23 protein-coding genes are annotated in these 25,816 nt (G+C 33.6%); 6 read left to right on the forward strand and 17 right to left on the reverse strand.

Annotated features, from left to right (window positions below; all coding sequences use genetic code 11):
• Positions 1 to 12 precede the first annotated feature (12 nt).
• The 5 genes from mrdA to purH all read right to left on the reverse strand — a co-directional run bounded on the left by mrdA (position 13) and on the right by purH (position 5,961).
• The gene (mrdA, locus tag OLM57_RS06860; RefSeq protein WP_264566486.1) at positions 13 to 1,950 is read right to left on the reverse strand and encodes a penicillin-binding protein 2; all 1,938 of its coding nucleotides are present in this window, start codon (positions 1,948 to 1,950) and stop codon (positions 13 to 15) included.
• The gene (locus OLM57_RS06865) at positions 1,947 to 2,453 is read right to left on the reverse strand and encodes a rod shape-determining protein MreD (RefSeq protein ID WP_264566487.1); all 507 of its coding nucleotides are present in this window, start codon (positions 2,451 to 2,453) and stop codon (positions 1,947 to 1,949) included. Before OLM57_RS06865 ends, mrdA begins: the two co-directional genes overlap by 4 nt.
• Complete coding sequence (gene mreC, locus OLM57_RS06870; protein WP_264566488.1) at positions 2,446 to 3,270, reverse strand: rod shape-determining protein MreC; 825 nt, start codon at positions 3,268 to 3,270, stop codon at positions 2,446 to 2,448. Before mreC ends, OLM57_RS06865 begins: the two co-directional genes overlap by 8 nt.
• 81 nt (positions 3,271 to 3,351) lie before the next feature.
• Positions 3,352 to 4,380, reverse strand: coding sequence for a rod shape-determining protein (locus tag OLM57_RS06875; protein WP_116764027.1), 1,029 nt, complete (start codon positions 4,378 to 4,380; stop codon positions 3,352 to 3,354).
• Between the two features lie 54 nt (positions 4,381 to 4,434).
• Positions 4,435 to 5,961 carry a bifunctional phosphoribosylaminoimidazolecarboxamide formyltransferase/IMP cyclohydrolase gene (purH, locus tag OLM57_RS06880; RefSeq protein WP_264566489.1) on the reverse strand — a complete coding sequence of 509 codons (1,527 nt, stop codon included), beginning with the start codon at positions 5,959 to 5,961 and terminating at the stop codon, positions 4,435 to 4,437.
• Positions 5,962 to 6,126: 165 nt separating this feature from the next.
• Between purH and OLM57_RS06885 the strand changes: the two genes are divergently transcribed.
• Both OLM57_RS06885 and OLM57_RS06890 read left to right on the forward strand, forming a co-directional pair.
• Positions 6,127 to 7,377, forward strand: a complete 1,251-nt coding sequence (locus OLM57_RS06885; RefSeq protein ID WP_264566490.1) for an ABC transporter permease — start codon at positions 6,127 to 6,129, stop codon at positions 7,375 to 7,377.
• Positions 7,378 to 7,475: 98 nt separating this feature from the next.
• A complete protein-coding gene (locus tag OLM57_RS06890) occupies positions 7,476 to 8,360 on the forward strand; it encodes a cupin-like domain-containing protein (RefSeq protein WP_264566491.1) in 885 nt (294 codons plus the stop codon).
• Here the strand turns inward: OLM57_RS06890 and OLM57_RS06895 are convergent, their stop codons facing one another.
• From OLM57_RS06895 to OLM57_RS06910, 4 genes are all read right to left on the reverse strand, one after another.
• Positions 8,361 to 9,143, reverse strand: coding sequence for a hypothetical protein (locus OLM57_RS06895; RefSeq protein ID WP_264566492.1), 783 nt, complete (start codon positions 9,141 to 9,143; stop codon positions 8,361 to 8,363).
• A gap of 62 nt (positions 9,144 to 9,205) precedes the next feature.
• A complete protein-coding gene (gene accD, locus OLM57_RS06900; protein ID WP_264566493.1) occupies positions 9,206 to 10,060 on the reverse strand; it encodes an acetyl-CoA carboxylase, carboxyltransferase subunit beta in 855 nt (284 codons plus the stop codon).
• Between the two features lie 72 nt (positions 10,061 to 10,132).
• Positions 10,133 to 11,200 carry a class II fructose-bisphosphate aldolase gene (gene fbaA, locus OLM57_RS06905; RefSeq protein WP_264566494.1) on the reverse strand — a complete coding sequence of 356 codons (1,068 nt, stop codon included), beginning with the start codon at positions 11,198 to 11,200 and terminating at the stop codon, positions 10,133 to 10,135.
• Between the two features lie 68 nt (positions 11,201 to 11,268).
• Positions 11,269 to 13,893, reverse strand: coding sequence for a BamA/TamA family outer membrane protein (locus tag OLM57_RS06910; RefSeq protein ID WP_319800274.1), 2,625 nt, complete (start codon positions 13,891 to 13,893; stop codon positions 11,269 to 11,271).
• Positions 13,894 to 13,941: 48 nt separating this feature from the next.
• On the opposite strand from OLM57_RS06910, the gene OLM57_RS06915 reads away from it, so the two are divergent.
• Positions 13,942 to 14,670: a TrmH family RNA methyltransferase gene (locus OLM57_RS06915; RefSeq protein WP_264566495.1), complete on the forward strand. Its 729-nt coding sequence runs from the start codon at positions 13,942 to 13,944 to the stop codon at positions 14,668 to 14,670.
• 13 nt (positions 14,671 to 14,683) lie between these two features.
• On the opposite strand, the gene OLM57_RS06920 is transcribed toward OLM57_RS06915, so the two are convergent.
• The 4 genes from OLM57_RS06920 to OLM57_RS06935 all read right to left on the reverse strand — a co-directional run bounded on the left by OLM57_RS06920 (position 14,684) and on the right by OLM57_RS06935 (position 17,657).
• Positions 14,684 to 15,394, reverse strand: coding sequence for a porin family protein (locus OLM57_RS06920; RefSeq protein ID WP_264566496.1), 711 nt, complete (start codon positions 15,392 to 15,394; stop codon positions 14,684 to 14,686).
• A gap of 23 nt (positions 15,395 to 15,417) precedes the next feature.
• Complete coding sequence (ubiE, locus tag OLM57_RS06925; RefSeq protein ID WP_264566497.1) at positions 15,418 to 16,149, reverse strand: bifunctional demethylmenaquinone methyltransferase/2-methoxy-6-polyprenyl-1,4-benzoquinol methylase UbiE; 732 nt, start codon at positions 16,147 to 16,149, stop codon at positions 15,418 to 15,420.
• 678 nt (positions 16,150 to 16,827) lie between these two features.
• A complete protein-coding gene (locus tag OLM57_RS06930; protein ID WP_264566498.1) occupies positions 16,828 to 17,310 on the reverse strand; it encodes a dihydrofolate reductase in 483 nt (160 codons plus the stop codon).
• Positions 17,311 to 17,321: 11 nt separating this feature from the next.
• On the reverse strand, positions 17,322 to 17,657 hold the full coding sequence (locus tag OLM57_RS06935) for a 2TM domain-containing protein (RefSeq protein WP_264566499.1): 336 nt from the start codon (positions 17,655 to 17,657) through the stop codon (positions 17,322 to 17,324).
• A 233-nt stretch (positions 17,658 to 17,890) separates the two neighbouring features.
• Between OLM57_RS06935 and OLM57_RS06940 the strand changes: the two genes are divergently transcribed.
• Entirely contained in the window at positions 17,891 to 18,187 is a 297-nt protein-coding gene (locus OLM57_RS06940) for an isoamylase early set domain-containing protein (RefSeq protein WP_264566500.1), read from the forward strand.
• Positions 18,188 to 18,228: 41 nt separating this feature from the next.
• Here OLM57_RS06940 and OLM57_RS06945 read toward each other — a convergent pair whose 3' ends face one another.
• The 4 genes from OLM57_RS06945 to OLM57_RS06960 form a co-directional block, all read right to left on the reverse strand.
• Positions 18,229 to 19,080 carry a thymidylate synthase gene (locus tag OLM57_RS06945; protein ID WP_264566501.1) on the reverse strand — a complete coding sequence of 284 codons (852 nt, stop codon included), beginning with the start codon at positions 19,078 to 19,080 and terminating at the stop codon, positions 18,229 to 18,231.
• An 89-nt stretch (positions 19,081 to 19,169) separates the two neighbouring features.
• Positions 19,170 to 19,799, reverse strand: a complete 630-nt coding sequence (locus tag OLM57_RS06950; RefSeq protein ID WP_264566502.1) for a bifunctional nuclease family protein — start codon at positions 19,797 to 19,799, stop codon at positions 19,170 to 19,172.
• Between the two features lie 162 nt (positions 19,800 to 19,961).
• Complete coding sequence (locus OLM57_RS06955; RefSeq protein ID WP_264566503.1) at positions 19,962 to 20,930, reverse strand: electron transfer flavoprotein subunit alpha/FixB family protein; 969 nt, start codon at positions 20,928 to 20,930, stop codon at positions 19,962 to 19,964.
• A gap of 73 nt (positions 20,931 to 21,003) precedes the next feature.
• Positions 21,004 to 21,750: an electron transfer flavoprotein subunit beta/FixA family protein gene (locus OLM57_RS06960; protein ID WP_264566504.1), complete on the reverse strand. Its 747-nt coding sequence runs from the start codon at positions 21,748 to 21,750 to the stop codon at positions 21,004 to 21,006.
• A gap of 446 nt (positions 21,751 to 22,196) precedes the next feature.
• On the opposite strand from OLM57_RS06960, the gene OLM57_RS06965 reads away from it, so the two are divergent.
• Positions 22,197 to 23,174 carry a pyruvate dehydrogenase complex E1 component subunit beta gene (locus OLM57_RS06965; protein WP_264566505.1) on the forward strand — a complete coding sequence of 326 codons (978 nt, stop codon included), beginning with the start codon at positions 22,197 to 22,199 and terminating at the stop codon, positions 23,172 to 23,174.
• A gap of 64 nt (positions 23,175 to 23,238) precedes the next feature.
• Positions 23,239 to 25,740: a DUF5686 and carboxypeptidase-like regulatory domain-containing protein gene (locus tag OLM57_RS06970; RefSeq protein ID WP_264566506.1), complete on the forward strand. Its 2,502-nt coding sequence runs from the start codon at positions 23,239 to 23,241 to the stop codon at positions 25,738 to 25,740.
• Positions 25,741 to 25,816 lie beyond the last annotated feature (76 nt).

Consider the following 25,816-nt stretch of genomic DNA (forward strand, 5'->3'; position numbering starts at 1 on the left):
GATATGAATGTATTATTTTTTGGTTTTAGTAGAGTCTATCTTTAGAGCAGTTGCTTTTGTTTTACTTTGTAAAATAGAATCTTTTATCCTTAATTCTTTTTTAATTTCTTCAGAAAGGCCACCTAGTTTTGCGTATTGTCCTTGTAAACTTGAATTTAATACTCTAGTTTCTAAGTCGGTTCTTGTGATTTTTTTCCTAAGGTATTTTTCAATCATTAAACTCGCAATAGGGCCTGCAATTGTTGAGCCAAACCCTCCATTTTCAACCAAAATGGCTATCGCTATTTTAGGATTGTCTTTTGGGGCAAAAGCGACAAAAATCGAGTGATCTTTAAGTTGAACTCTTTTACCATCAATTTTAGCAAAATTTTCAGCAGTTCCTGTTTTTCCACAAATATCAATTCCTTCTACTCTTAAGGCATAAGCCGTTCCTTTATTATAAACATCGAATAGTCCACTAATCATAGGTGGGAAATATTTTTTGTCAATAGTAGTTACGTGTTTTGTTGTGAATTTTGGATCAATTTTTTCTCCTTTAATCTTTTTGATGATATGAGGAGTATAATAATAGCCCTCATTGGCCACGGCCGACATCATGTTGGCCAATTGAATGGGAGTCATTAATACTTCTCCTTGCCCAATGGCATTAGAAATTATAGTGGTTCCTCTCCAGCCGCCATTAGGATATATTTTTTTATATGTTTTAGAGCTAGGAATATTTCCTTTTTTTCCGGTAGGTAAATCATAACCCATAAATTGACCTAATCCAAAACTCTTTACGTGATTACTCCAGACATCAACTGAATAGGCAGGTTTTGCATATTTGGCGATAGTTCTTAAGTAAACATTTGAGAAATAGGCGTTGCAAGATTTATAAATGCCAACATGTAAATCGCGAACACCACCACCACAGTGGCATCTCTGAAATCGCCCTCTAGCATAAGCAAAACCATGATTGCACATAAATGTAGTTTCTTCCTCTACAACTTGCTCTTGAAGTCCAACTAAGCCAGTTAGAATTTTAAACGGAGACCCTGGAGGATATTCTGCAAGTAACCCTCGGTCATAAAGTGGTTTTGCAATAGAATCGTGATACAGTTTTGTGTAATTTTTGGATCTTTGACGGCCTACTAATATTCCTGGATCATAGGAAGGTGCTGTGACTAGGGCTAGAATTTCACCAGTTTTGGGTTCAATCGCTACAATACCACCTCTTTTATTAACCATTAATTCTTCACCATATTTTTGCAGAGCAGCGTCAATTGTTAGATTTATATCCTCGCCCTGAACAGCAATAGTGTCGTATTTCCCTTCTTTGAAAGCCCCAATTTCTCTATTGAATTTGTCTTTTTGAAAATATTTCACCCCTTTTATACCTCTCAGTGTTTTTTCATAACTTTCTTCAACACCTTGTTTCCCAATTAAATCACCACTTTTGTAGTATGGATTTTTGGCAATAAGTTTCTCATTGGCCTGCGTGATAAAACCAAAAATATTGGCACCATAATTTACTTCATAATCGCGTAGAGAACGCTTTTGAAAATAGAAACCTTCAAACTTTCTGATTTTTTCCTGAAATGCCGCAAATTCACTTTTGTTTAATTGTGCCAAAAAAACAGAAGGTAATCGTGGACTATAAACTTTTGCTTTTTCAATTTTTTTTATAAAATCTTCTTTGGTAATATTTAATAACTGACAGAATTCTAAGGTATCGGTGTTTTTTAACTCTCTTGGAATTACCATGATGTCATAAGAAGGCTGATTGGCAACCAACAAAACACCGTTCCTGTCATAAATATAACCGCGTTCAGGATAATCATACTTAATTTTAATAGCATTATTGTCGGACTTAAGTTTATAAGTGTCATCAATAATTTGCAAATAAAATATTCGGAGGATTAATAAAGAAGCGCCAATTATAATTAAAGCTGGCAACAGGACTTTTCTCATCTTTTATTTGGCTTTATAAGGTAAATCAGAATGATACAACAAATGATGGTAAATACTGTACTTAAAATAGTTCTAAGTAAAACATCGAAAAAGAAACTTATTTGAAAAGATTCTAATAAAAACAAGGTAAAATTATGAGTGACAACCGAAAGTAAAATAAAAGAGAATCGTTCGGGTGTTAAGACATCATTTAATTTTACAGTTTGATATTCATAACTGAGTCCAAATGAAAATTTAAAAAAGAAAGGTCTAAAGTAGGCAAGAAGTAAACAAGCGGTAGCATGTACTCCTCCCGAATTACAAAATAAATCCATTATCAAACCTAGTAAAAAACTGGACATCAGTAATCCAGCTCTATTACCATTTACTGGATACAAAATGATAAAAAGAATATAAGGAAATGCACTTATATAACCCCAAAAATTCATGTTATTAAAAACTAGAATTTGTAAGGCTAATAAGGAGATAAATCGAAAAATGTTCACCAAAAACGTGCTATTCATCTTTACCTTGTTTTTCTAAATTTTTAATTTCTTCGCTGTTCCCAGATTTTATAATGTAAACATGGCCCAAATTGGTCATATCGTTAAATAGTTTTACTGTTATGGTATAATAATGCGTTTCAGTATCTGTTTCCAATTTAGAAATAGTTCCAATCCCTATGTTTTCTGGAAATATAACTGATTGTCCACCAGTAACAATTGTGTCACCTTTTTTTACCGTAGCCAATCTAGGGACGTCTATCAACTGAACGTAACCTGTACTTTTTCCATTCCAATTCAAGGAGCCAAAGTGATCGGAATTTTTGATTTTGGCATTGATTTGTGATTTAATATTCAAGATACTTATAACAGTAGAATAATTGGCCGATACATTGTCAGTAATTCCAACAATTCCAAGACTGTTTACAACACCCATATCAGGTTTCACCCCTTTTTTAGAACCTGCATTCAGAGTTAAAAAGTTTTCGTATACATTGAAAGAGTTATGAATAACTTTGGCAACTACAATGTCTTCTGGTTCAACTCCTTTTAGATTTTCTAAATCAGGAACTTTGGTACTGTCTTGAGTTTTAAAAAGTAAACTTTTTAAATTGGCATTCTCCATGGCGAGTTCATCATTTTGCTCTTTTAGATGAAGGTATTCATCGAAAGCATTGATTTGTTCATAGACACCGCCACTCAAAAAATTGGCAGAACTAATGACTTTACTCCTGTGAAATGAATGGGATTGAATAGTGAGCGATAACGAAATACCCAAAAGCAGCAAAAACAGCAATCTATTACTGTTTTTTATAATAAATGAAAATATTTGCTGCATTTTTTAAATTTAAAAATTTAAAAAATTCCAAATACCAAATTAGATAAAATCTAACTTGGTATTTGGGATTTTTTTTAGTTACTATTTTATAAGAATGTTTTTGAACTTTGCTATATTCTTAAGTGCCATTCCAGTTCCTCTTACAACAGCTCTTAATGGATCTTCTGCAATATAAACGGGTAAGTCTGTTTTTTGAGAAATTCTTTTATCAAGTCCTCTCAACATTGAACCACCACCTGCAAGATAGATACCTGTATTATAGATATCGGCAGCTAATTCTGGTGGAGTTTGAGATAAAGTTTCCATTACTGCATCTTCAATTCTTTGTATGGATTTGTCTAATGCTTTAGCAATTTCTCTATAAGATACTTCAACCTGTTTTGGTTTTCCAGTCAATAAATCTCTTCCCTGAACAGACATATCTTCTGGAGGAGTTTCTAGATCTTCTATAGCTGCTCCAATTTGAATTTTTATTTTTTCAGCTGTACTTTCTCCAACAAATAAGTTGTGTTGCGTACGCATATAATACACAATGTCATTTGTAAAAACATCACCTGCAATTTTCACAGATTTGTCACATACAATTCCACCTAATGCAATTACTGCAATTTCAGTCGTTCCACCACCTATATCAACAATCATGTTTCCTTTAGGTTGCATAATATCGATTCCGATACCAATTGCTGCAGCCATAGGCTCATGTATCAAGTACACTTCTTTTCCATTTACTCTTTCGCACGATTCTTTTACCGCTCTCATCTCTACTTCGGTAATTCCAGAGGGAATACAAACTACCATTCTCAAAGCAGGTGTAAACATTCTCTTTTTTAATGCCGGTATGCTTTTGATAAACATACTGATCATTTTTTCAGAGGCATCAAAATCTGCAATTACACCATCTTTTAGAGGCCTAATTGTTTTAATATTTTCATGCGTCTTCCCCTGCATCATATTGGCTTCTTTTCCAACTGCAATTATTTTGCCAGATATTCTATCACGAGCAACTATAGACGGACTGTCAATTACGACTTTGTCATTGTGAATGATTAAAGTGTTTGCTGTACCAAGGTCTATCGCAATATCCTCGGTCATGAAATCAAAAAATCCCATATGTCTTTTTGGGGTTAAAAAGTTATAAATATATTACGCACAAAGTTAAACAAATTAATGTTTAAAATGACGCGTTCCTGTAAATACCATTGCAACATTATTTTCGTTGCAATAATTAATGCTCAATTCGTCTTTTATTGATCCTCCAGGTTGAATTACTGCTGTTATTCCAGCTTTTTTTGCAATTTCAACACAATCTGGAAATGGGAAAAAAGCATCGCTTGCCATAGAAGCTCCTTCTAAGCTAAATCCAAAAACTTTCGCTTTTTCGATAGCTTGCAACAATGCATCTACTCTTGAAGTTTGTCCTGTTCCAGAAGAAATTAAAGTACCGTTTTTGGCAAATACAATTGTATTTGACTTAGTGTTTTTACAAACTTTGGATGCAAAAATCAAATCTTCAATTTCTTGTTCTGTAGGTGCAGTTAATGTAACGGTTTTTAAGTCTGCTTTAGTATCAGTGATGTTATTTCTTTCTTGAATCAGTAATCCATTCAAACACGTTCTTACTTGTTTTTGAGGCAACTCAACATCATTTTGGATTAAAATAATTCTGTTTTTCTTTTCCTGTAATATTGCTAATGCTTCTGCATCATAAGAAGGAGCGATAACTACTTCACAAAACAACTTGTTGATTTCATTGGCAGTTGCCACATCAATTGTTGTGTTGGCGATTAATACACCTCCAAAAGCAGAGGTAGGATCACAAGCCAACGCCACATTGTATGCTTCGCTAATGGTTTTTCTTGTTGCCAATCCGCAAGCGTTGTTGTGTTTTAAAATACCAAAAGTTGGTCCGTCTGTTTTAAATTCATGGATCAAATTAACGGCAGCATCAACATCTAGCAAATTGTTATATGACAATTCCTTGCCGTGAACTTTGGTAAACATAGCATCAAAATCGCCAAAGAAAAATCCTTTTTGATGTGGATTTTCTCCGTAACGCAACACTTGTCCATTTTCTATACTGGCTTTATAAATCGTTTCGTCAGTATTAAAATAATTGAAAATGGCGCCATCGTAATGAGAAGAAACATGAAAAGCTTTTGTAGCCAATAGTTTTCTGTCGGCTAATGTTGTAGCTCCATTTTGAGTAGTAATCATATCCAAAAACAAACCGTATTGATCCATTGACGAAACAATTACCGTGTCTTTGAAGTTTTTTGCAGCAGCGCGAATCAATGAAATACCACCAATATCTATTTTTTCGATAATATCTTCTTCGCTTGCGCCAGAAGCAACTGTTTTTTCAAAAGGGTATAAATCAACAATTACCAAATCAAGTTGCGGAATGTTGTATTCCTGCATTTGCTGCATATCGCTTTCGTTGTCCTGACGATTTAGGATTCCTCCAAAAACCTTTGGATGTAGTGTTTTTACTCTTCCGCCTAAAATAGAAGGATACGAAGTTACATCTTCAACGGGAATAACGGGTATTCCTAAATTTTTAATGAATTCCTCGGTGCCTCCTGTAGAATAAAAAATTACATTTTGCTCGTGCAATTTTCTTACAATTGGTTCAAGGCCTTCTTTTGAAAAGACCGAAATTAATGCTGATTGGATTGTTTTTGTTGTGTTCATCGAGGTAGTTATGATTATAAAGTGCAAAAATAGTTTTTTTCTATAATATAATTCAATAAAAAAATGTAACAATCTCTTAAAATAACATACCAATTGTTAAATGTATTTTTTTTAGGATTTTGAAAAAAAAAGATAGAATTTTACAGTAACACAAATTTAAAAACTATGTTAGTTTACCTACGATTATTAAAAGAGAGTTTTGGTTTTGCCATGAATGCTTTACGCAGTAATAAATTGCGAACATTGCTTTCTTTATTGGGGGTTACTATCGGTATTTTCTCAATAATTGCGGTACTTGCCGCAGTAGACTCTTTGGATAGAAAAATCTCTAAGGATTTAAGCAGCCTTGATAAAAATACTATTTATTTATTGAAATTTTCCTTCGGACCTTCGGATATACCACAATGGAAAAGAGAACAATTTCCTAATGTAAAATATTCGGAATATGTCTATTTGAAAGGAGCAATGACACATACCGATCAATTGGGGTATCAAATATTTACGAAAAGCGAATCAATTAAATACGAATCCAACACTGTTAGCGCAGTGAATATTGTTCCAGTTTCTTATGAATTTATTGATATTCAGGGATTGGAATTTGAAAAAGGACGTTTTTATAATGAATCGGAAGCAAATTCGGGCTCGACTGTAATTGTACTTGGAAATGAAATTGCAAAATCTCTTTTCGAAGATGCTGAACCTATTGGAAAAAATGTGAGATTGTATGGGCAACGCTTTACTGTTATTGGGGTTTTGAAAAAACAAGGGTCCAGTATGTTTGGAGATAGCGATGATTCATCTGCTTTTATACCTGTTAATTTTGTTCGAAGATTGTACGGAGATAATAATCCGAATTTAACGAATGTTATTATATTCAAACCCGAAAAAGGAGTGGATATGGAGGAATATAAAAGTGAAATTTCACAAAAACTTAGAAATTTTAGAGGATTGAAAGCGGGAGAAATAGACAATTTTTTTATTAATGTCTTTGCTGGTTTTCTAGATCTTATTGATGGTATAATTGGTCAAATGAATGTGGTGGGATGGATTATCAGTGGTTTTTCTTTACTGGTGGGCGGTTTTGGAATTGCAAATATTATGTTTGTGTCCGTAAAAGAACGCACCAATCTTATAGGAATTCAAAAATCTTTGGGCGCTAAAAACCGATTTATATTGTTTCAATTTTTATTCGAAGCTATAATTCTTTCTGTATTGGGCGGAATTATAGGATTGTTTATGGTTTGGATTATAGCACTGGTTTTGACTAATGCATTAGATTTTGAATTTGTTCTTGGTATGAAAAATATTCTTTTAGGAACCGGATTGGCTGCTATAATTGGATTGATTTCAGGAATCCTTCCTGCCATTGCAGCTTCAAAGCTTGATCCTGTTGAAGCGATCAGAACCGGAATGTAGTATGTCACTATAGATTATTTTATTGTAAATTTTGAGAGATATGAATATTTAGGTATTTTTGAGTAAAATTTGCATTATAATTATTAAAAAATAAATAGATGAGTTTTATTTTAAAGCCAGTTGATACAGTTGAATCAATTACCAGAGATGATTTTAAAAAAAACTATTTAGTTAAAAGAAAACCTTTAATTATAAAGGGACTGACTAAAGATTGGCCAGCTAGAGAAAAGTGGTCGACAGATTATTTCAAGCAAATTGCCGGAGATATCGAAGTTAAGTTAGTCGATAATTCAAAAGCAGATCCTTCTAAAGTTATAAATGCGTCAATCGCCAGTATGAAGTTCGGGGAATATTTAGATCTTATAAAAAGAGAGCCAACAGAATTGCGTATTTTTTTCTTGAACCTATTCAAACACAATCCCGAATTAATTGATGATATAAAAATCCCAAAAGACTTAATGGGTGGTTTTATAGAAAGTATGCCAGCGATGTTTTTTGGTGGTTCAAGTGCAATCACTTTTTTGCATTACGATATTGATTTGCCTCATCTTTTTCATACTCATTTTGGAGGACGAAAACATATTATATTGTTTGATAATAAATGGAAAAAAAGACTTTACTGTATTCCTAATACCACTTATGCACTTGAAGATTATGATGTTGCCAATCCCGATTTTGAAAAATTCCCGGCACTAAAAGGAGTAGAAGGATATGAAGTTTTTCTAGAGCATGGAGATACATTGTTTATGCCAACAGGAATGTGGCATTGGATGCGCTATATTGATGGTTCTTTCTCCTTGACACTTCGCGCATGGGATAAATCTATAACCAGAAAAATGGCCAGTGTTTGGAGTCTGTTTATGCATGGCGCAGTAGATAGTGCTCTTAAAGTAGTTTTTAGAGTTCGTTATGCAAAATGGAGAGAAAAATTGGCTTTTACAATTGCCAAAAAAGAATTAAAAAACGGAAAACCAAGAGTTTAATTAAAAGAGATTTTTTAGCTCCACAATTTTTTGTTCTGTACTGTTTACATTGATCATTCCTCTTCTGGGTCTGTCTAAATTTAAAATTATAAAGACCGTAAAGACTACAGTTATTGAAAACACAATCGCCAAAAGATGGTTTTTTTGTTTCTCGATGTTGGTATATCCTACTGTAAAGCTAGCTAGTAAAACAGCAATAAATAAAAGATATAATACCAATTTTGGTACTTTTGCAGTTATAATGGCATCTCTAGAAGCAACCACATTTATCATTTTATTTAAAGCTGGAATCATTTGTTGAGAACGGATTAGGTGCTCCGGATTTTCAGCATCCTTGATGACTGCAGTCCATATTTTTTTGAACACTTGATTTGAATTGCGTTTGGCCAAATCGATTTTTTGCTCATTTATGTCAGCAGTATAATAGGTGATTCTAAAATCTACGTATTTTTCTAATTCGGTTAGAAGATTTTTTTTCAAAGCTTCGGGATACATATCAGTGCATAAAATAGCTGTTCTAATGCTATTTGCTTCTTCAACAATAACTGCTCTTCTATTGTCATATCTGACGGCTGCCATATTAAAAGTAAAAGAAAGAAGTAATGCTACCAAACCAAAAAAAGAGGCTTGAATTGGGTTTAAGCCATCATTAGAAATTACATCATTTTTTTTTATTTCAAACACTCTGAAGAGATAACCCAATCGGTAGGTTAAAAACATTAAAATCAGCAAAACAATAATTATGATGTAAGCTGGAGTTTGATTTAAAAGAGTTTCATCCATGATTCAATTTTTTCCATTTGATATAAATATAAAAAAAAATCCTGATTTCTCAGGATTTTCAATTATCTAATTGGATTGTTTTGAATTAAATCAAGGTATAGGTTAATCTTATTTTTCAACTCTTTTCTGGCGGTGATAAAGTCCAAGAAACCATGTTCGAGTAGAAACTCCGCGGTTTGAAATCCTTCTGGGAGATCTTTACCGGTAGTGTCTCTTACTACACGAGGCCCTGCAAATCCTATTAAAGCACCTGGTTCAGAAATATTAATATCTCCTAGCATGGCGTAAGATGCTGTTGTTCCTCCTGTTGTTGGATCTGTACAAAGTGAAATGTAAGGCAGTTTTGCTTCGGCGAGTTGTGCCAATTTTACAGATGTTTTTGCCAATTGCATCAAGGAATAAGCAGCTTCCATCATTCTGGCACCACCCGATTTTGATATCATTACAAAAGGCAATCTGTTTTTGATAGCATGATCTATTCCTCTTGCAATTTTTTCTCCTACAACTGCTCCCATCGATCCGCCAATAAAGGCAAAATCCATGCAACATATAACTACGTCTTTTCCTTTTGATTTTCCAACTCCTGTTCGAACCGCATCCTTAAGTTGCGTTTTCTCCATAACCTCTTTCAATCGGTCTGCATATTTTTTTGTATCAACAAAATGCAAAGGATCTTTTGATGTCATGTTTTTGTCCAATTCAACAAATTCATTGTTATCAAACAAAATATCAAAATAGGCAGCACTTCCAATTCGTACATGAAAACCATCTTCGGGGCTTACAAATAGATTACGAGCCAATTCATCAGCATCAATAATTTTTCCTGTAGGTGATTTGTACCAAAGTCCTTTTGGAATATCCATTTTGTCTTCAGTAGCCGTAGTAATTCCTTTTTCGTGTCGTTTAAACCAAGCCATTTATTTTATTTTAGATATAAAATTTTAGATTTTAGATTTCCTCGTGAAACCTAAAATCTAAAATTCAAAATATTATAGAGTATTCACATTGTTTAAGTCAGCAAATGCTTGCTCTAGTCTTGTAATGAAAGTAACTTCACCTTCGCGCAACCATTTTCTTGGATCGTAATATTTTTTGTTTGGAGCATCTGTACCAGTTGGATTTCCGATTTGAGTTTTAAGGTATTCAATATTGTTTACCATAAAATCACGTATTCCTTCAGTAAAGGCAAATTGTAAGTCTGTATCAATGTTCATTTTTACAACACCATAACTAATTCCTTCTCTGATTTCTTCCAAAGTAGAACCTGATCCACCGTGGAAAACAAAATCAACAGGATTTGGTCCAGTTTTGAATTTGTCTTGAACATAATCTTGAGAATTTTTTAAGATTTTTGGAGTTAATTTTACGTTACCTGGTTTGTAAACACCGTGTACATTTCCAAAAGATGCAGCGATTGTAAATCTTGGGCTTACTTTTGATAATTCTTCGTAAGCATAAGAAACTTCAGAAGGTTGAGTGTATAATTTTGAGCTATCTACATCAGAATTATCAACACCATCTTCTTCACCACCGGTGATTCCAAGTTCGATTTCCAATGTCATTCCCATTTTACTCATTCTAGTCAAATATCCTTTGCAGATTTCGATATTTTCTTCGATTGATTCTTCAGAAAGGTCAATCATGTGAGAAGAGAATAATGGTTTTCCTGTTGCAGCAAAATGTTCTTCTGATGCGTCCAATAATCCATCAATCCAAGGTAATAATTTTTTGGCACAGTGGTCAGTATGCAAAATAACAGTTGCTCCGTATGCTTCTGCCAATGTGTGTATGTGTTTTGCACCTGCAATACCTCCAGCAATAGCGGCTTTTTCACCTGCATTAGAAAGTCCTTTTCCTGCGTTAAATTGTGCACCACCGTTTGAAAATTGAATGATAACTGGTGCGTTTAATTTTGCAGCAGTTTCAAGAACTCCATTGATAGTGTCTGATCCAATAACATTTACTGCAGGAAGCGCAAATCCTTTTTCTTTTGCATAATTGAAAATTTCTTGTACTTGATCGCCTGTAGCTACTCCGGGTTTAATATTGTGTGCCATTGTAATTTCTTTTAATTGTTTTTTTTAGTTTTTAGATTATAGTTTGCAAAAATAAGAATTAATTAGCATTAGAACGGGTAATTTATACCAAAATTAAAAACAGAATTTGCAAAATTATATTGGGTAAACCATCTTTGACCAATTTCGTTGGCGGGATTATAGGTTTTGAACCCCATATCAACGCGAACAACAAAAAAACTCAAGTCGTATCGAATTCCAAATCCAGTTCCCAAAGCAATTTCGCCTAAGTCACTCAGACTTGTAAACTTTGCAGGTTCATAAGTAACATCGTCGTAAACATTCCAGATATTCCCTGCATCTGCAAATAAAGCACCATTCCATCTGCCTACTATTTGAAAACGAAATTCGGCACTAAGTGCAATTTTCATGTTGGCTTCATTAAAGTCATTAGAAAAAGAACTGCTTCCCGGACCCAAACTATAAGGTTGCCAAGCTCTATTGTCATTTGATCCTCCGCCATAATAACTTTTTGAAAACGGAATAGAATTTGAATTTCCGTAAGGAATGGCAATCCCAAAAAACGATCGTACAGCAAAGACTTTTCCTTTGTTCAAATTCCAATGTTTGATGTAATCAAACTCAGTTTTGATATATTCTGAATATTCTAAATTAAAAATTTCATAATTTCCATTATCGTTTTTAGGAAGGTTTCCAATATTTGAAATGGCGGACAGTATAGTTCCGGCTGATTCTACTTTTGTTCGAAATATGTAGTAATCATTATCCTGTAAATCTTTTTTGGTGGTTTTTGTGAAAGTAATATTGGTAGCCAATATAAAATCATTATCGGTAAGTCTAATTCTTTGTTGCTCAATACTGTTTACATCCTGATAATCTGGGTCATTTGGTGTTAAAGCTGTTTGTTCAGACAGAACTTCATTCGTAAATCCAGTTGTACCACTTTCAATTATTAAGTTTCCAAATTTATCAACATTTTCAGAATTTATATTGTAGGTTTGTGCAATAGCGTTCAGCGCATCATAGGAACTGCCATAAACATTAAAATAATTTTCTGGGTTCAGATTTCGTACAAATTGAAAATTTAGAAGATCCAATCGCGTTGTATTGTTCCTTTTTGGCGTCCAATTATAGGAAAATGAGCCGGTAAAATTTTCTTTGTCTAATCCGATGTTTGTTTGTTTTGAAAGCCCCAAACTCATTACGGTAGAAGGAATCATACTCTTCGGAATGATTTTTTCAGTTTTAAACGGGAATATAATTCGAGGAAAGTTAAGTTTTGCATCCACTCCATATTCCGAAACATTAAAGAAACTATCTCTGGCATCGGCTATGTCATTTGAGGCGCCAATATTTCCTCTTGCTGAAAGTTCTAATGTTTCAGCTCCATTAAAAACATTTCTGACGGTCTCTGTGATGCTGCCGGTAATACCAAAATCTTCTATGTTGGAGTGCGTGACATCCAGTGTATATCCAAAACTATACTTTTTCCTTGGTGTCAAGTAAATGTTGGCTATTAAAGATTGCGCGGTACTGTCTCTTTTGTCTACTTCGTATTGTATCGAAGGATAATTAAAGATTTTAAGATTATTCAAATACCGGGTTGATAATACTGTTTTATAATCTGCAAATGTTGTTCCTTTTGTAATGAAAACCGCATCGGTTATGGCGTGAGGCGTGTATTTTATTTTGTCATAAGCATACAAATGCATATTATTATAGGAAACACTGTCTTTTATTGTTGAACTGTGATTGGCAGCAGAGTAGTCTGTATAAATATTAATATCGCTTATTTTATACAATTTAAAGGGTTCAGTTTTAGTAGAATCGTTTTCTTGATATAAATAATTGCCAATATTCAAATTCACATTTGCTTTGTCTTTTTTGTTGATAGTATCAATATCAAAAGTTACATAATTGGACTGAAAACGGTATGCACCATTATTTCTAAACAGCGTATTAATTCTGTTTTTCTCATTTTCAAAGTCTTCTGTTTTGTATTGATTTCCCGAAACAATCAGTGATTTTGACGTTTTATAAAGAGAATCCAAAACGGGAGTCAGAATGGTGTTTTTTATCGTGTCTAAAAAATAAGGATTTCCTGTGGTTAAATAATATTTTACTTCCGCTCTTTTGGGCGCCAATGAATCTAATTTATAAGAAGCTTTTACATTAAAATAGCCATTGTTAAAATAATAACTTTTAAGACGGGTTAATGATTTTTTTGACTTTAAAGTATCAGCAATAACCGGAGCTTCTCCCGTTTCTTTCAAAAACTCATGTATTCCGTGGTACCAAAATGATTTGCGAAGTCTTTCTACTTGTTTTGCAGAGAGCCATTTGACTTCTCTGTCGTATTTTTTTTGCTTGTTTAAATATTTTAAATTGAATGTTGAATCTGGATTTGGATTGGCCAAATTATAAATATTCAGCTGCATGCGATATCCAAGTATAGAGCTATTTGGTTGTTGATACAGTTGATCATAAATGGTTTGATTCTTTGTCAGTTTGCCATTTTGAATAATTTCATTCTTAACCAGAAGTTGTTTTCTGGCCGGAACTCTTTTTTCTGAATTACAGGCCAAAATAAATATTGCAATTAGACTAAATGCTGCTATTTTTGTATAATTCTTTTTCTTCTGAAAAAGCATTGTTCGTCCAAGGTAATTTGGAACCCACTTTTTTATTTTAAAGAAAGAAAGCTTTTTGTGCATGTGGGGTTCAATTGTTATAAAAATATTAAATCAAAAGTACATTTTTTTATGCTTAGTAAAAACCAAATAAAGCTTATATCGAGTTTACAACAAAAAAAACATCGTTTTGCAAATCAGCTGTTTTTTGCCGAGGGTGTAAAAGTAATTCAAGAATTACTAAAATCAAATTTTGAGTTGGAACATCTTTACGCCATTAAGCCAGATTTTGATGAAGTACAAAGTATAAAGAAATCAATTGTTTCAGAAAGTGAGTTGAAAAAAATTAGCGCTTTGGCAACGCCAAATACGTGTCTGGCTGTTTTTAAAATTCCTTCAAATGAAAAAATCATAGAATCGGGTTTGATTGTGGCTCTTGATTCTGTAAGAGATCCGGGTAATTTAGGTACAATATTAAGGTTATGCGATTGGTTTGGAATTCAGCAATTAATCTGTTCAAATGAAACAGTAGATATTTATAATCCAAAAGTCATTCAGGCAACTATGGGTTCTATTGCACGGGTAAATGTTAATTATATTGATTTAAAATCTTTTATATCAAAAACGCATCTGCCAGTTTTTGGAACATTTATGGATGGTGATAATATTTATAAAACCACTTTACCTCAGGAGGGTATAATCGTAATGGGGAATGAAGCCAATGGGATTTCAGAAGAGTTGGAGTTAATGATTCAAAATAGATTAACCATTCCCCGTTTTGGAGATCTTCAAAAAACCGAAAGCTTAAATGTAGCTACAGCAACTTCAATTATTTTAAGTGAATTTAAAAGGAGAAGTTAAGTTTTAATTAAATTTAATGAAAAGTAAAATTAATTAAAACTGCTCTTGACTTCATAGATTCAATATTCCCGGTCCAAGGACTGTTTGGGTCTTTGTCACGAATTAATTCGTCTGAAATGCCAAAAGAACCTCTTATCGATGGCGAAAATATAAAGTACTCTGAGAAAATATCGATTCCAAAACCCAATTCATAATTAGTTGTCCAGGTTTTTACTCTAAATCGTTCTTCAAGATTATCATCTAGGGATTTTGCATTACTGGATAAATTTAAATTTGCCGAAACACCACCCAAAAGATATGGACGAACATTGCCAGTTCTAAGAGAAGAGAATTTTAATAATAAAGGGAAATTGATATAAGTGCTGTTTACTTCCCTGATTGCATCACTTGAAGAGTTAAAACTTGCATTGGGAGGATAATGCAAAATCCTATTGGCATAATACAAACCGGGTTCAAAACGTAAATCCAAATACTCCATAAGTCTGACATTGGTTACCAATCCAACATTGAATCCTACTGATTTGTCAACTTGGATATCTGGCCCGACAGTTTTGTAATCAATTTTGAAATCATAAGAGTTGACTCCTAAAAAGAAACCAAAATAGACATATTTTTTTTGCCAGTTTTCAAGATTTATTATGGGGTCTTTACTGAATATTCCCTTTGACTGGGCATTTCCTTTTACAGCCAAAGCTAGAAGAACTATTACAATTATTTTTTTCATATAGATGCTGAATATTTTCAGTATTAACTTTTAGAGGCAGAGTATATAGTAGCTACTCCAAATGTTTGTGGCATAGCTTCAACATTTATAAACCCAGTTTTTCTCAAAATATTGTTTAATGCTTCGCCATAAGGGAAAGAAGCAGCAGATTCAGACAAATAGCCATAGGCGACATCATCTTTTGAAAATAATTTTCCTATAATGGGTAATATGTTGTTACTATAAAAATGATAACCTTGTTTATAAGGAGTTTTGTCAGGAACCGAAGTTTCTAAAATGACGAAAATCCCTCCAGGTTTTAAGACTCTTAAAATTTCCGAAAGCCCTGTTTCCAGATGCTCAAAATTTCTAACACCAAAGGCAACAGTAATTGCATCAAAATAATCATTTTCAAATGGCATGTTCTCAGAATCACCCAAGACCATTTCTATAGTTTTAGAAAGATTTTTTTCTCGAATTTTGTTTACACCAATTTCCAGCATTCCCGATGAAATGTCTAGTCCAATAATTTTTGAGGCTTTTGTTTGGGCTAGCAAAATAGCTAAATCTCCCGTACCAGTTGCAATATCCAAAATAGTATCAGGATTTGTTCCTGCCACTAATTGTAAAACTTTTTTTCTCCATTTAATATCTATCCCAAACGAAATGACACGGTTTAGATTGTCATAATTCCCGGATATGTTATCAAACATAGTTGCAACTTGTTCTTTTTTACTTAGAGTCGAATTTTTATAAGGTGTGATTTCTTTTGGCATTTTTTTAATTTGTACAAATATAACATAAACTATAAGAACTATAAATGTGTTTTTTGAAATGGAGAAATTTATTTTAAAGAAAGCAAAAAAAACACGAGGAAGTAAAATTTTCTTTGAATTTTCCGAGCAGTAAATTTTTTAAAAGTAAGAAAAAAACGAATAATACTTTCGAATAGCCTGTATTCGTTGAGAAAATACAAAATTTATTTAAAGTAAAAATAATTGAAATATCACCAAAAGTGGGTATTGTGGATGCTATAATTATTGTAGATGTTTGTACTTTAAAATTTAAATATTTTATAAATGATTAGTAGGGAATTAATGACCCAAATCAAATGGATAATTTTTGCGCTCTTTATCTCATTTGTTCTTGTGATTTTTTTTGAAGGTACTATCAGTAACGGTAGTATTAATTTAAAAGCGCAAAATACGTTCTTAGGATTAAATTTGTTTTTGGAAATTTTAATTTTCTTTGCCTTTAGTACCTTTGTGGTATTTGGTACTAAAGGCTTTTTTGAGTTGTACTCTCAAAAAATATCAAATACTATCGTCTTCATTTCTGGAGTGATATTGATATTTGTAATTTGTATACTATGTTATCAAATTTTAGCACAAGAGTAGGTCATTCCTCTAATCATTATCAAAAAACATCTCTCAAAAAAGAGATGTTTTTTTTTGCTATTTTTTAGCAAAAGTTTGGTAGGTATAATCAAAAAGATGCTTGTCGTCTTTGGGATTAAATTCAGTTTGAACTTGAGTCCATTCGTCAGTATTTATTGCAGGAAAAAAGACATCAGCTTCAAAATTATGATGTACTCTGGTAATTTCCAATTTATCAGTATAGGGAAGTCCTAAATTATAGATTTCACCTCCACCAATTATAAAAGAAATTTCATTTTCGGGACAAATTGCAATTGCATCTTCCATGCTTTCAACAACAATACAACCTTCTGGATTATAATTTTTTTGTCGAGTTATTACAATATGTGTTCGATTTGGGAGCGGCTTAGGGAAGCTTTCAAATGTTTTTCTTCCCATTATAATATGATGGCCAGTTGTTAAGGATTTGAATCTTTTGAAATCGTTGGGCAAGTGCCAAACGAGTTCGTTATTTTTCCCAAGTGCATTATTTTCTGCAACTGCAGCAATCATAATTATCATATTTCGAGATTTTATTTTTTAGTTGTATCCTCTTCAATTTTGGACTCTAATTGCGCTATTTTTTTTTGCTGTAATGTAACAAGACGATTTATTTGGTCTCTTTCCCAATATTTATTCATAAAACGATCGGTTATAAAGACTTTTATAAAATGTAAAACAAAAAGGAATAACCATAATGTAATAATCCAAATACACCAATTGGTATCTATACCAATATCAAAAAAGCGATGTGCAGTAAATATAAATAAGCTTGTTAAGGTAAAGAGAACAAAATGATAATAGAGTCTTTTCTTTTGTTTTAAACGTCTTCTTGCATATTCGTATTGTTCGTGTAACTCTTTTTCCATGGCTAATTTTTTGCTTATAAAGATAAAATTTATTTCTTAATGCGACTAATCTGATTATTGATTATTTATACTGAAAACGATTTCTTAATTTGAATTCAAAATTTAAAGGATTCAATTTCTTTATATAATTAAAAAAGGGGGATGTTTATTGCTATTATGCTAAAAATTTACCTGGTTGATGAAATCTAAAATTAATTCAGTTACTTTGTTATAACTTTAAAAATGAAATAGTTATGTCTATCAAGAAACAATTTATAAAAACTAAGCCTGTTTGTAAAGTTACTTTTAGTGTAGAAGCAAAAGAGGCAAACGAAGCATCGGTTATTGGAGATTTTAATAATTGGAGTGTTGAAGAAGGGGCTTTGAGTAAGCTGAAAAATGGTACTTTTAAAGCTACTTTCGATCTGAATAAAGATGCAACTTATGAATTTAAGTATGTCATAGATGGTAAATTTGTAAATGAGCCAGAAGCTGATTCCTTCAAATGGAATGATTTTGCAGGTGCAGAAAATAGTGTATTAGCAATATAGTTGGTGCAGAAAAAAATCCGCTTTTTAGCGGATTTTTTTTTTTAAACGGCTACATTCCCTTTAATCAAGGCATGTGGTTCATAACTTTCTAATGTAAAATCATCAAAATCAAAATCGAAGATGTTTTTTATCGCAGGATTTAAGATCATTTTTGGCAATGGTTTTGGCTCACGTGTCAGTTGCAACTCAAGTTGTTCAAAATGATTATTGTAAATGTGTGCATCACCAAAAGTGTGTATAAATTCACCAACTTCCAGATTGCAAACTTGTGCAATCATCATGGTTAGCAAGGCGTAAGAGGCTATATTGAAAGGAACTCCCAGAAATATATCGGCACTGCGTTGGTACAATTGGCAGGATAATTTTCCTTTAGTTTCTCCTTTGGTTTCATCTGCTGATGTTACATAAAACTGAAAAAACGCATGGCAAGGAGGCAGAGCGGCTTTGTTATTGGCTACATTTTCCTCAAATGATTTTGTGGTGTCTGGAAGTACTGATGGATTCCAAGCTGAAACTAGCATTCTTCGACTGTTTGGATTCGTTTTCAGTTCTGTAATTAGTTCTGAAATTTGATCTATTTCTTCACTATTCCAATTGCGCCATTGGTGACCATACACAGGACCCAAATCTCCATTGCTATCTGCCCAGGCATCCCAAATTTTAACACCATTTTCTTGTAGGTATTTTATATTGGTATCGCCTTTTAAAAACCAAAGCAATTCGTAAATTATCGATTTAAGATGTAATTTTTTGGTGGTCACCATTGGAAATCCTTCACTTAAATCAAAACGCATCTGGTAACCAAATACACTTTTTGTTCCGGTACCGGTACGATCTCCTTTTTGACAACCGTTGGTCATAACATGTTGGACTAAGTCTAGGTATTGTTTCATTTATGTTTAATAGTTAAACTGTTTAATCGTAATTTGTAAGTTTGCTTAACGATAAACAGTTCAACAAATCAACGATTCAACTATTTTAATTAGGATTCTCTCTTAGAAATTTCGTCACGGATTTTTGCAGCTTTTTCGTAATCTTCATGTTCCACAGCTTGATCCAATAATTCATTTAATTCAGACAAACTGTGCTTTGAATAGGTGTTTCCCGATTCGTTGCTTTCTTCGTTATGTCCAAAAGTCTCTGGATTTGAAAGTATATCGTCTATTTCTTGCGATGCCGCATCAGCTTCCAGAGGATTTGCTTTTAAATAGATTCCGGCTTTGTCTAAAATATTTTTATAAGTAAAGATTGGAGCATTGAAACGCAAGGCCAATGCAATAGCATCGGAGGTTCTGGCATCAATAATTTCCTCAATTTTATCTCTTTCACATATTATACTGGAATAAAAAACACCATCCACTAGTTTGTGGATAATAACCTGCTTTACAACAATGTCAAATCGTTCTGCAAAATTTTTGAATAAATCATGCGTTAACGGACGAGGCGGTTTAATTTCTTTTTCTAATGCAATAGCAATCGATTGAGCCTCAAAAGCGCCAATGACAATGGGTAATTTTCGTTCGCCATCAACCTCATTCAAAATCAATGCATAGGCACCGTTTTGGGTTTGACTATATGAAATTCCTTTTATGGATAATTTAACTAAGCTCATGTTGATATAATAGAAAGTACAAAGTACCTTATTAATGGTGTAAATGTCAATTTTAAAATATAGTGCAATTTTAGTCAAAATTTATCGAACAAAAAAGCCGTCTAAAGCAAAGATACGATTATCTTGTTTTTAGGCGACTTAATTTATAAGAGAAATTTATTTTTAAGAATGTTGCTCTTTGAATGCTTTTAATTTGGTTATTAATTGTGGGACAATTTCAAAAGCATCTCCAACAACTCCGTAGTCTGCTACTTTGAAGAAAGGCGCTTCTGGATCACTATTGATGACAACTTTTACTTTAGATGAATTGATACCGGCGATATGTTGTATTGCTCCAGAAATTCCTATGGCAATATACAAGTTGGTAGCTACAGGTTTTCCTGTTTGTCCCACGTGTTCGCTATGAGGTCTCCAGCCTAAATCGGATACCGGTTTTGAACAGGCAGTTGCAGCTCCTAGAACGCTAGCCAATTCTTCAATCATTCCCCAGTTTTCGGGTCCTTTTAGACCGCGACCTGCAGAAACAACAATATCAGCATCTGCTATAGAAACTTTACCTGAAACTTTTTCTACAGACACCACTTTAACTCCAAAATCTGCATCTCCGATGGTTGGATTGAAATCTTCTTCTGTTAATGCAGAAGCACTTTCAAATATACCGTAAGAGTTTTTAGCAAGAGCCAATACTTTTACATCTGTACTGATTTCTGTGATATTGAACGCTTTGTTTGAAAAAGCATTTCTTTTTACTTGAAAAGGAGCAGTGCTTACCGGTAACCCAACAACGTTTGAAGCAAAGCCAGCTTCTAATGCAACAGCAACCAATGAAGACAAGTAAATGCTATCTGTTGTTGAGGAAAGCAAAACTACTTTAGCCCCTTCTTTTTGAGCTGCTTGTTTGATTACATCGGCATAAGCTTTGGCAGTAAAACCGGCTAATTTATCGTTGTTTACTTTTAAAACTTTGTCTACACCGTATTTTGACAATTCAGAAACATCTCCGGTGTTTATTGTTACTGCTGTTACGGTTGTTCCCAAAGATTCAGCAACTTTTTTTGCATAAGAAGCAAGTTCTAACGCTACTTTTTTGAATTTTCCTTCTGCAGATTCTGCGTATATTAATATTGACATGATTTTTTGTTTAAGAGTTTAAAGTTTAAGGTTTAAAGTTTTACAACTGAAAACTGTAACTGAAAACGGATTACTAGATTACTTTCGCTTCGTTGTGTAATAAATTGATTAACTCGTCCAGATTATCTGGTGAAATCAATTTCACTGCCGATTTTGGAGCTGGTTTTTCAAATTTTACCGCTTTAGTATTTATTGCTGCATCAACAGGCTCAAGGATTGTTAATACTTTAGTTCTTGCAGTCATAATTCCTCTCATGTTTGGAATACGCAAATCCTTTTCTTCTACAAGTCCTTTTTGACCACCAATGATTATTGGCAAAGTTGTGCTTACGGTTTCTTTACCTCCATCAATTTCGCGTACTGCAGTGACATTTGTACCGTCAACGGTAATGCTGGTGCAAGAGTTTAGAAAATTATATCCCAAAATACCTGCAATCATACCCGGAACCATTCCACCATTATAGTCTAATGATTCTTTTCCTGCAATTACAATATCGTAACCACCATTTTTAATGACTTCGGCTAGTTGTTTAGCAACAAAAAAACCATCGGTAGGATTTGCATTGACACGAATAGCTTCGTTTGCTCCAATTGCCAATGCTTTTCTCAATGTAGGTTCAGTATCTGGTCCGCCAACATTTACTATGGTTACAGTAGCACCTTGTTGCTCTTGGAACCAAATAGCACGGGTAAGACCAAATTCGTCATTTGGATTAATTACATATTGAACCCCATTGGTATCAAATTCAGCGTCTCCGTTTGTGAAGTTGATTTTTGAAGTAGTATCAGGAACGTGACTGATGCAAACTAATATTTTCATAATTATATATTTAAATTCTTTTTTTCTTGGACAAATTTAAAATAATAAATTGAATAATATACTATGCATGCATAACATTTTTGACAACTATTACGATTTCGTCAGTTATGATCGATTATGATAGGTTTTAATCAGAATTATTATAAATAATCGGGATGATTTTGTGAATTAGTTCCTGTTTTTTGATTTTGCCTTTGATTTGCAAGTAGTTTCAATTTCGAAAATTTCCTTTTTTGCACTGATATTTTAGCCCGGATAGTAGCGGCATCCTTCTTGTGGTCCCGTTTTTTCTAACGGGATTACAAGAAGATATAGCGAATAGCCGGAAACAGCTCCTAAAAAAAAACAATAGCATAAATCGGTGTTATTTTAAAGTATTTTATGCTTTTAAGTAATTTAAAATAATTATTTTTGCGGTTCTAAAAATTACACACAGACAATATAATATGAGAACGATACAATTTAGAGAGGCCATTTGCGAAGCGATGAGTGAAGAAATGCGTCGCGATGAGTCCATATACTTAATGGGTGAAGAGGTAGCAGAGTACAACGGTGCCTACAAAGCATCGAAAGGTATGCTTGCCGAATTTGGTGAAAAAAGAGTAATAGACACGCCAATCGCCGAACTTGGTTTTACTGGAATTGCAGTAGGATCGGCAATGAATGGTTGTCGCCCGATAGTGGAGTATATGACTTTCAACTTTTGTTTGGTTGGAATTGATCAAATTATAAATAATGCCGCCAAAATGCGTCAGATGACAGGTGGGCAATTTAATGTGCCTATCGTTTTTCGTGGTCCAACTGCTTCGGCAGGACAATTGGGAGCGACACACTCTCAAGCTCTTGAGAACTGGTTTGCAAATACTCCAGGTCTTAAAGTGGTAGTTCCATCGAACGTATATGATGCCAAAGGTTTGTTGAAATCGGCTATTCGTGATAATGACCCAGTTATTTTCATGGAATCTGAACAAATGTATGGTGACAAAGGGGAAGTGCCGGATGGTGAATATACTATTCCTATTGGTGTTGCCGATATCAAACGTGAAGGAACTGATGTAACTATCGTTTCTTTCGGAAAAATTATCAAAGAAGCTTATATCGCTGCAGATGAATTGGCCAAAGAAGGAATTTCGTGCGAGATTATCGATTTGAGAACAGTGCGCCCAATGGATAATGAAGCGATTTTAACTTCGGTTAGAAAAACAAATAGGTTGGTGATTCTTGAAGAAGCTTGGCCTTTTGCAAGTGTATCTTCAGAGATTGCTTTCTTGGTTCAAGAGCAGGCATTTGATTTTCTGGATGCGCCAATTCAACGTATTACGACAGCTGATACTCCAGCACCTTATTCTCCAGTATTATTGAAAGAATGGTTGCCAAATGCTGCCGATGTTGTGAAAGCAGTTAAGAAAGTATTATACAAATAATTGAATATTACTATTTGAAAAGCTTCATCATGATTCCATTTGATGAAGCTTTTTTTTATATATTATGAAAAGAAAGCTGTCCGTTATTTTATTTTTTTTGTTTGCTTTTGCAAATTCCATTTTTGGCCAAACAAAAGTGAGCGGTATTGTGGTTGATAAATCCAACCAGCCTATTCCTTTTGCTAATGTAGTTTTTAAAAATTCCAGCGAAGGCACAGTAACCAATGAAGACGGTCGGTTTTATTTTGAATCTCCAAAAACATATAAAACACTTGTAGTTTCTTCGGTTGGATTTTCGGAAAAAGAAATTACGCTTACAAAATCAGTCAATTATAATTTCAGTATTGTTTTAAACGAACAGGAAAGTTTGAAAGAAGTTGTTATTTTTACTGGTAAAACTTCAAAAAAAAACAATCCTGCACTTGATATTCTTAGAAAAATTTGGGAAAAGAAACGTAAAAACGGCTTGTATCAATTTGACCAGTACCAAATGGAAAAATATGAGAAAGTAGAATTTGACATCAATTCTATTGACAGTGCCTACATGAAACAAAAAATATTCAAAGGCATGGAATTTATTTTTGACCATGTTGATACCTCCAAAATTACAGGAAAAACCTATTTGCCTATTTTTGTAAACGAAGCATTGGTCGATGTGTACGGCGACAATAAAACAGGAAAAATAAAACAGATAACAAAAGCCAATAAAACATCTGGATTTGATGGGAATCAACAAATTTTGTCTTTTATAAAGGATTTGTATTCAGACTATAATATTTATAATAATTACATTGCCTTATTCGACAAAAGTTTTACCTCTCCACTCTCTACAACAGGAATTGATGTGTATAATTATGTTTTGAGAGACAGTACATTTATAGATAACAAATGGTGTTATAATATTGTTTTTTATCCAAGAAGGAAAAACGAACTGACTTTCAAAGGTGATTTTTGGGTAAATGACACCACGTTTGCCATCAAAAAAATCAATATGGCCGTTACCAAAAGCGCCAACATCAACTGGGTTAAGGACATCTATGTTGAGCAGGAATTTGATGTTTTGAATGATTCAGTTTTTTTGCTGACCAAGGATTATCTTATGTCTGATTTTGCTTTAAACAAAAAAGAAAAATCGCCTGGAGTTTATGGAAAGCGAACCACCTATTATCAAAACCATAAATTCAATATTGAAAAGCCTGCTAAATTCTACAAAGAAGAAGTCAATTTTGTCGATAACGAAGTATATAAAAAGAGTGACGAGTATTGGGAAGAAAACCGTTTTGAAAAACTGAGTAAAGACGAGATCGGGGTTTATAAAATGCTGGATACGTTGCAAAATGTAAAAGCATTCAAACGACTTACTGATATCGTTACCGTTTTGGCAAGTGGTTACATTAATTACGGCAACTTTGATTTGGGCCCAATTTTTTCCACGTTTGGATACAATGAAGTCGAGGGATTTAGGGTGCAATTGGGAGGGCGAACGTATTTTGGTCCCAATGATCCTTGGCGAGTACAGGCCTTTACCGCTTATGGCTTTCAGGATCAAAAGTTTAAATATGGTTTTGCAGGCAAATGGATGATTGAAAAGAAAAACCGAGTTATTATTTCGGGAGGAAATAGGCGCGATATCGAGCAATTGGGTGCCAGTTTGACCACGACCAATGATATTTTGGCTAGAAACTACGGATCGACAGCATTTTTTACGACAGGATCAAACGGAAAATTGACCAATGTAGCGCTGACAAATGCCTATGTTGCTATCGAACCAATCAAAAATCTGACTTTTCAGACAGGAGTGACCTACAAGACATTAGAATCGGCTTCGCCAGTTTTTAGCCTTGATTATTATACCACATTACCAAGTGCTGCAAACCCTCAAGGGGTAATAAGCGGGAAAGTGGTTCAATCAGAATTTAACATCCAAGCCGAATATACTCCAAAACGCAGAACTATTGCCTATGGCGTCGAACGCAGTATTGCCAATAGCCCCTATACCACACTTTTTGTCAATTATAGTCAGGGTTATAAAGGAATTATAAACAGCGATTTTGATTATAAAAAAATTGAAATTTATTATAAACAGCCCATCATTATTGGTCCGCTAGGTCGTTCGAACATAATAATGGAACTGGGAAAAACGTATGGGACAATTCCGTTGGGCTTATTGAGTATTGTGCCTGGAAACCAGACTTATTTTACTATCGAAAATGCTTTTAGTAATCTTAATTACTACGAATTTGTAACTGATCAATATGCGTTGTTGCAATGGAATCATGATTTCAATGGAAGGTTATTTGCCAGAATTCCTTTTATGAGGAAACTCAATTGGAGGGAAATCATTGGAGTAAAAGCAGTTTATGGAACCGTTTCAGATGCTAATAGAGCTATAAATGCCTCTGGCCTACAATATGTCGCTCCAGAGAATGTGTATTGGGAATACAACGCAGGAATCGGAAATATTTTCAAAGTATTTCGTTTGGATTTTTCGTGGAGAGGCAATTATCTAAACACACCGGGAGTAAATCCATTTACTGTAAAAGGATCGTTTGGATTCTATTTTTAGGAGCTATTCCAGCTGTACACTATATCCACGCCCAAAAGCGTGGGATGCCGTTTTCATCTGTGCTAAAAAATTAAAA

This window comes from Flavobacterium sp. N3904 (assembly GCF_025947305.1).
Lineage (GTDB): Bacteria > Bacteroidota > Bacteroidia > Flavobacteriales > Flavobacteriaceae > Flavobacterium.

Coding starts and splice junctions, on each gene's coding strand:
- OLM57_RS06955 (WP_264566503.1), bottom strand. CDS start 20,930: ATGTCAATATTAATATACGCAGAATCTGCAGAAGGAAAATTCAAAAAA.
- OLM57_RS06960 (WP_264566504.1), bottom strand. CDS start 21,750: ATGAAAATATTAGTTTGCATCAGTCACGTTCCTGATACTACTTCAAAA.
- OLM57_RS06885 (WP_264566490.1), top strand. CDS start 6,127: ATGTTAGTTTACCTACGATTATTAAAAGAGAGTTTTGGTTTTGCCATG.
- mreC (WP_264566488.1), bottom strand. CDS start 3,270: ATGCAGCAAATATTTTCATTTATTATAAAAAACAGTAATAGATTGCTG.
- OLM57_RS06940 (WP_264566500.1), top strand. CDS start 17,891: ATGTCTATCAAGAAACAATTTATAAAAACTAAGCCTGTTTGTAAAGTT.
- ubiE (WP_264566497.1), bottom strand. CDS start 16,149: ATGCCAAAAGAAATCACACCTTATAAAAATTCGACTCTAAGTAAAAAA.
- OLM57_RS06920 (WP_264566496.1), bottom strand. CDS start 15,394: ATGAAAAAAATAATTGTAATAGTTCTTCTAGCTTTGGCTGTAAAAGGA.
- OLM57_RS06895 (WP_264566492.1), bottom strand. CDS start 9,143: ATGGATGAAACTCTTTTAAATCAAACTCCAGCTTACATCATAATTATT.
- OLM57_RS06965 (WP_264566505.1), top strand. CDS start 22,197: ATGAGAACGATACAATTTAGAGAGGCCATTTGCGAAGCGATGAGTGAA.
- accD (WP_264566493.1), bottom strand. CDS start 10,060: ATGGCTTGGTTTAAACGACACGAAAAAGGAATTACTACGGCTACTGAA.
- OLM57_RS06950 (WP_264566502.1), bottom strand. CDS start 19,799: ATGAGCTTAGTTAAATTATCCATAAAAGGAATTTCATATAGTCAAACC.
- purH (WP_264566489.1), bottom strand. CDS start 5,961: ATGAACACAACAAAAACAATCCAATCAGCATTAATTTCGGTCTTTTCA.
- OLM57_RS06890 (WP_264566491.1), top strand. CDS start 7,476: ATGAGTTTTATTTTAAAGCCAGTTGATACAGTTGAATCAATTACCAGA.
- OLM57_RS06915 (WP_264566495.1), top strand. CDS start 13,942: ATGCTTAGTAAAAACCAAATAAAGCTTATATCGAGTTTACAACAAAAA.
- OLM57_RS06945 (WP_264566501.1), bottom strand. CDS start 19,080: ATGAAACAATACCTAGACTTAGTCCAACATGTTATGACCAACGGTTGT.
- OLM57_RS06930 (WP_264566498.1), bottom strand. CDS start 17,310: ATGATAATTATGATTGCTGCAGTTGCAGAAAATAATGCACTTGGGAAA.
- mrdA (WP_264566486.1), bottom strand. CDS start 1,950: ATGAGAAAAGTCCTGTTGCCAGCTTTAATTATAATTGGCGCTTCTTTA.
- OLM57_RS06910 (WP_319800274.1), bottom strand. CDS start 13,893: ATGCACAAAAAGCTTTCTTTCTTTAAAATAAAAAAGTGGGTTCCAAAT.
- OLM57_RS06875 (WP_116764027.1), bottom strand. CDS start 4,380: ATGGGATTTTTTGATTTCATGACCGAGGATATTGCGATAGACCTTGGT.
- OLM57_RS06865 (WP_264566487.1), bottom strand. CDS start 2,453: ATGAATAGCACGTTTTTGGTGAACATTTTTCGATTTATCTCCTTATTA.
- OLM57_RS06970 (WP_264566506.1), top strand. CDS start 23,239: ATGAAAAGAAAGCTGTCCGTTATTTTATTTTTTTTGTTTGCTTTTGCA.
- OLM57_RS06935 (WP_264566499.1), bottom strand. CDS start 17,657: ATGGAAAAAGAGTTACACGAACAATACGAATATGCAAGAAGACGTTTA.
- fbaA (WP_264566494.1), bottom strand. CDS start 11,200: ATGGCACACAATATTAAACCCGGAGTAGCTACAGGCGATCAAGTACAA.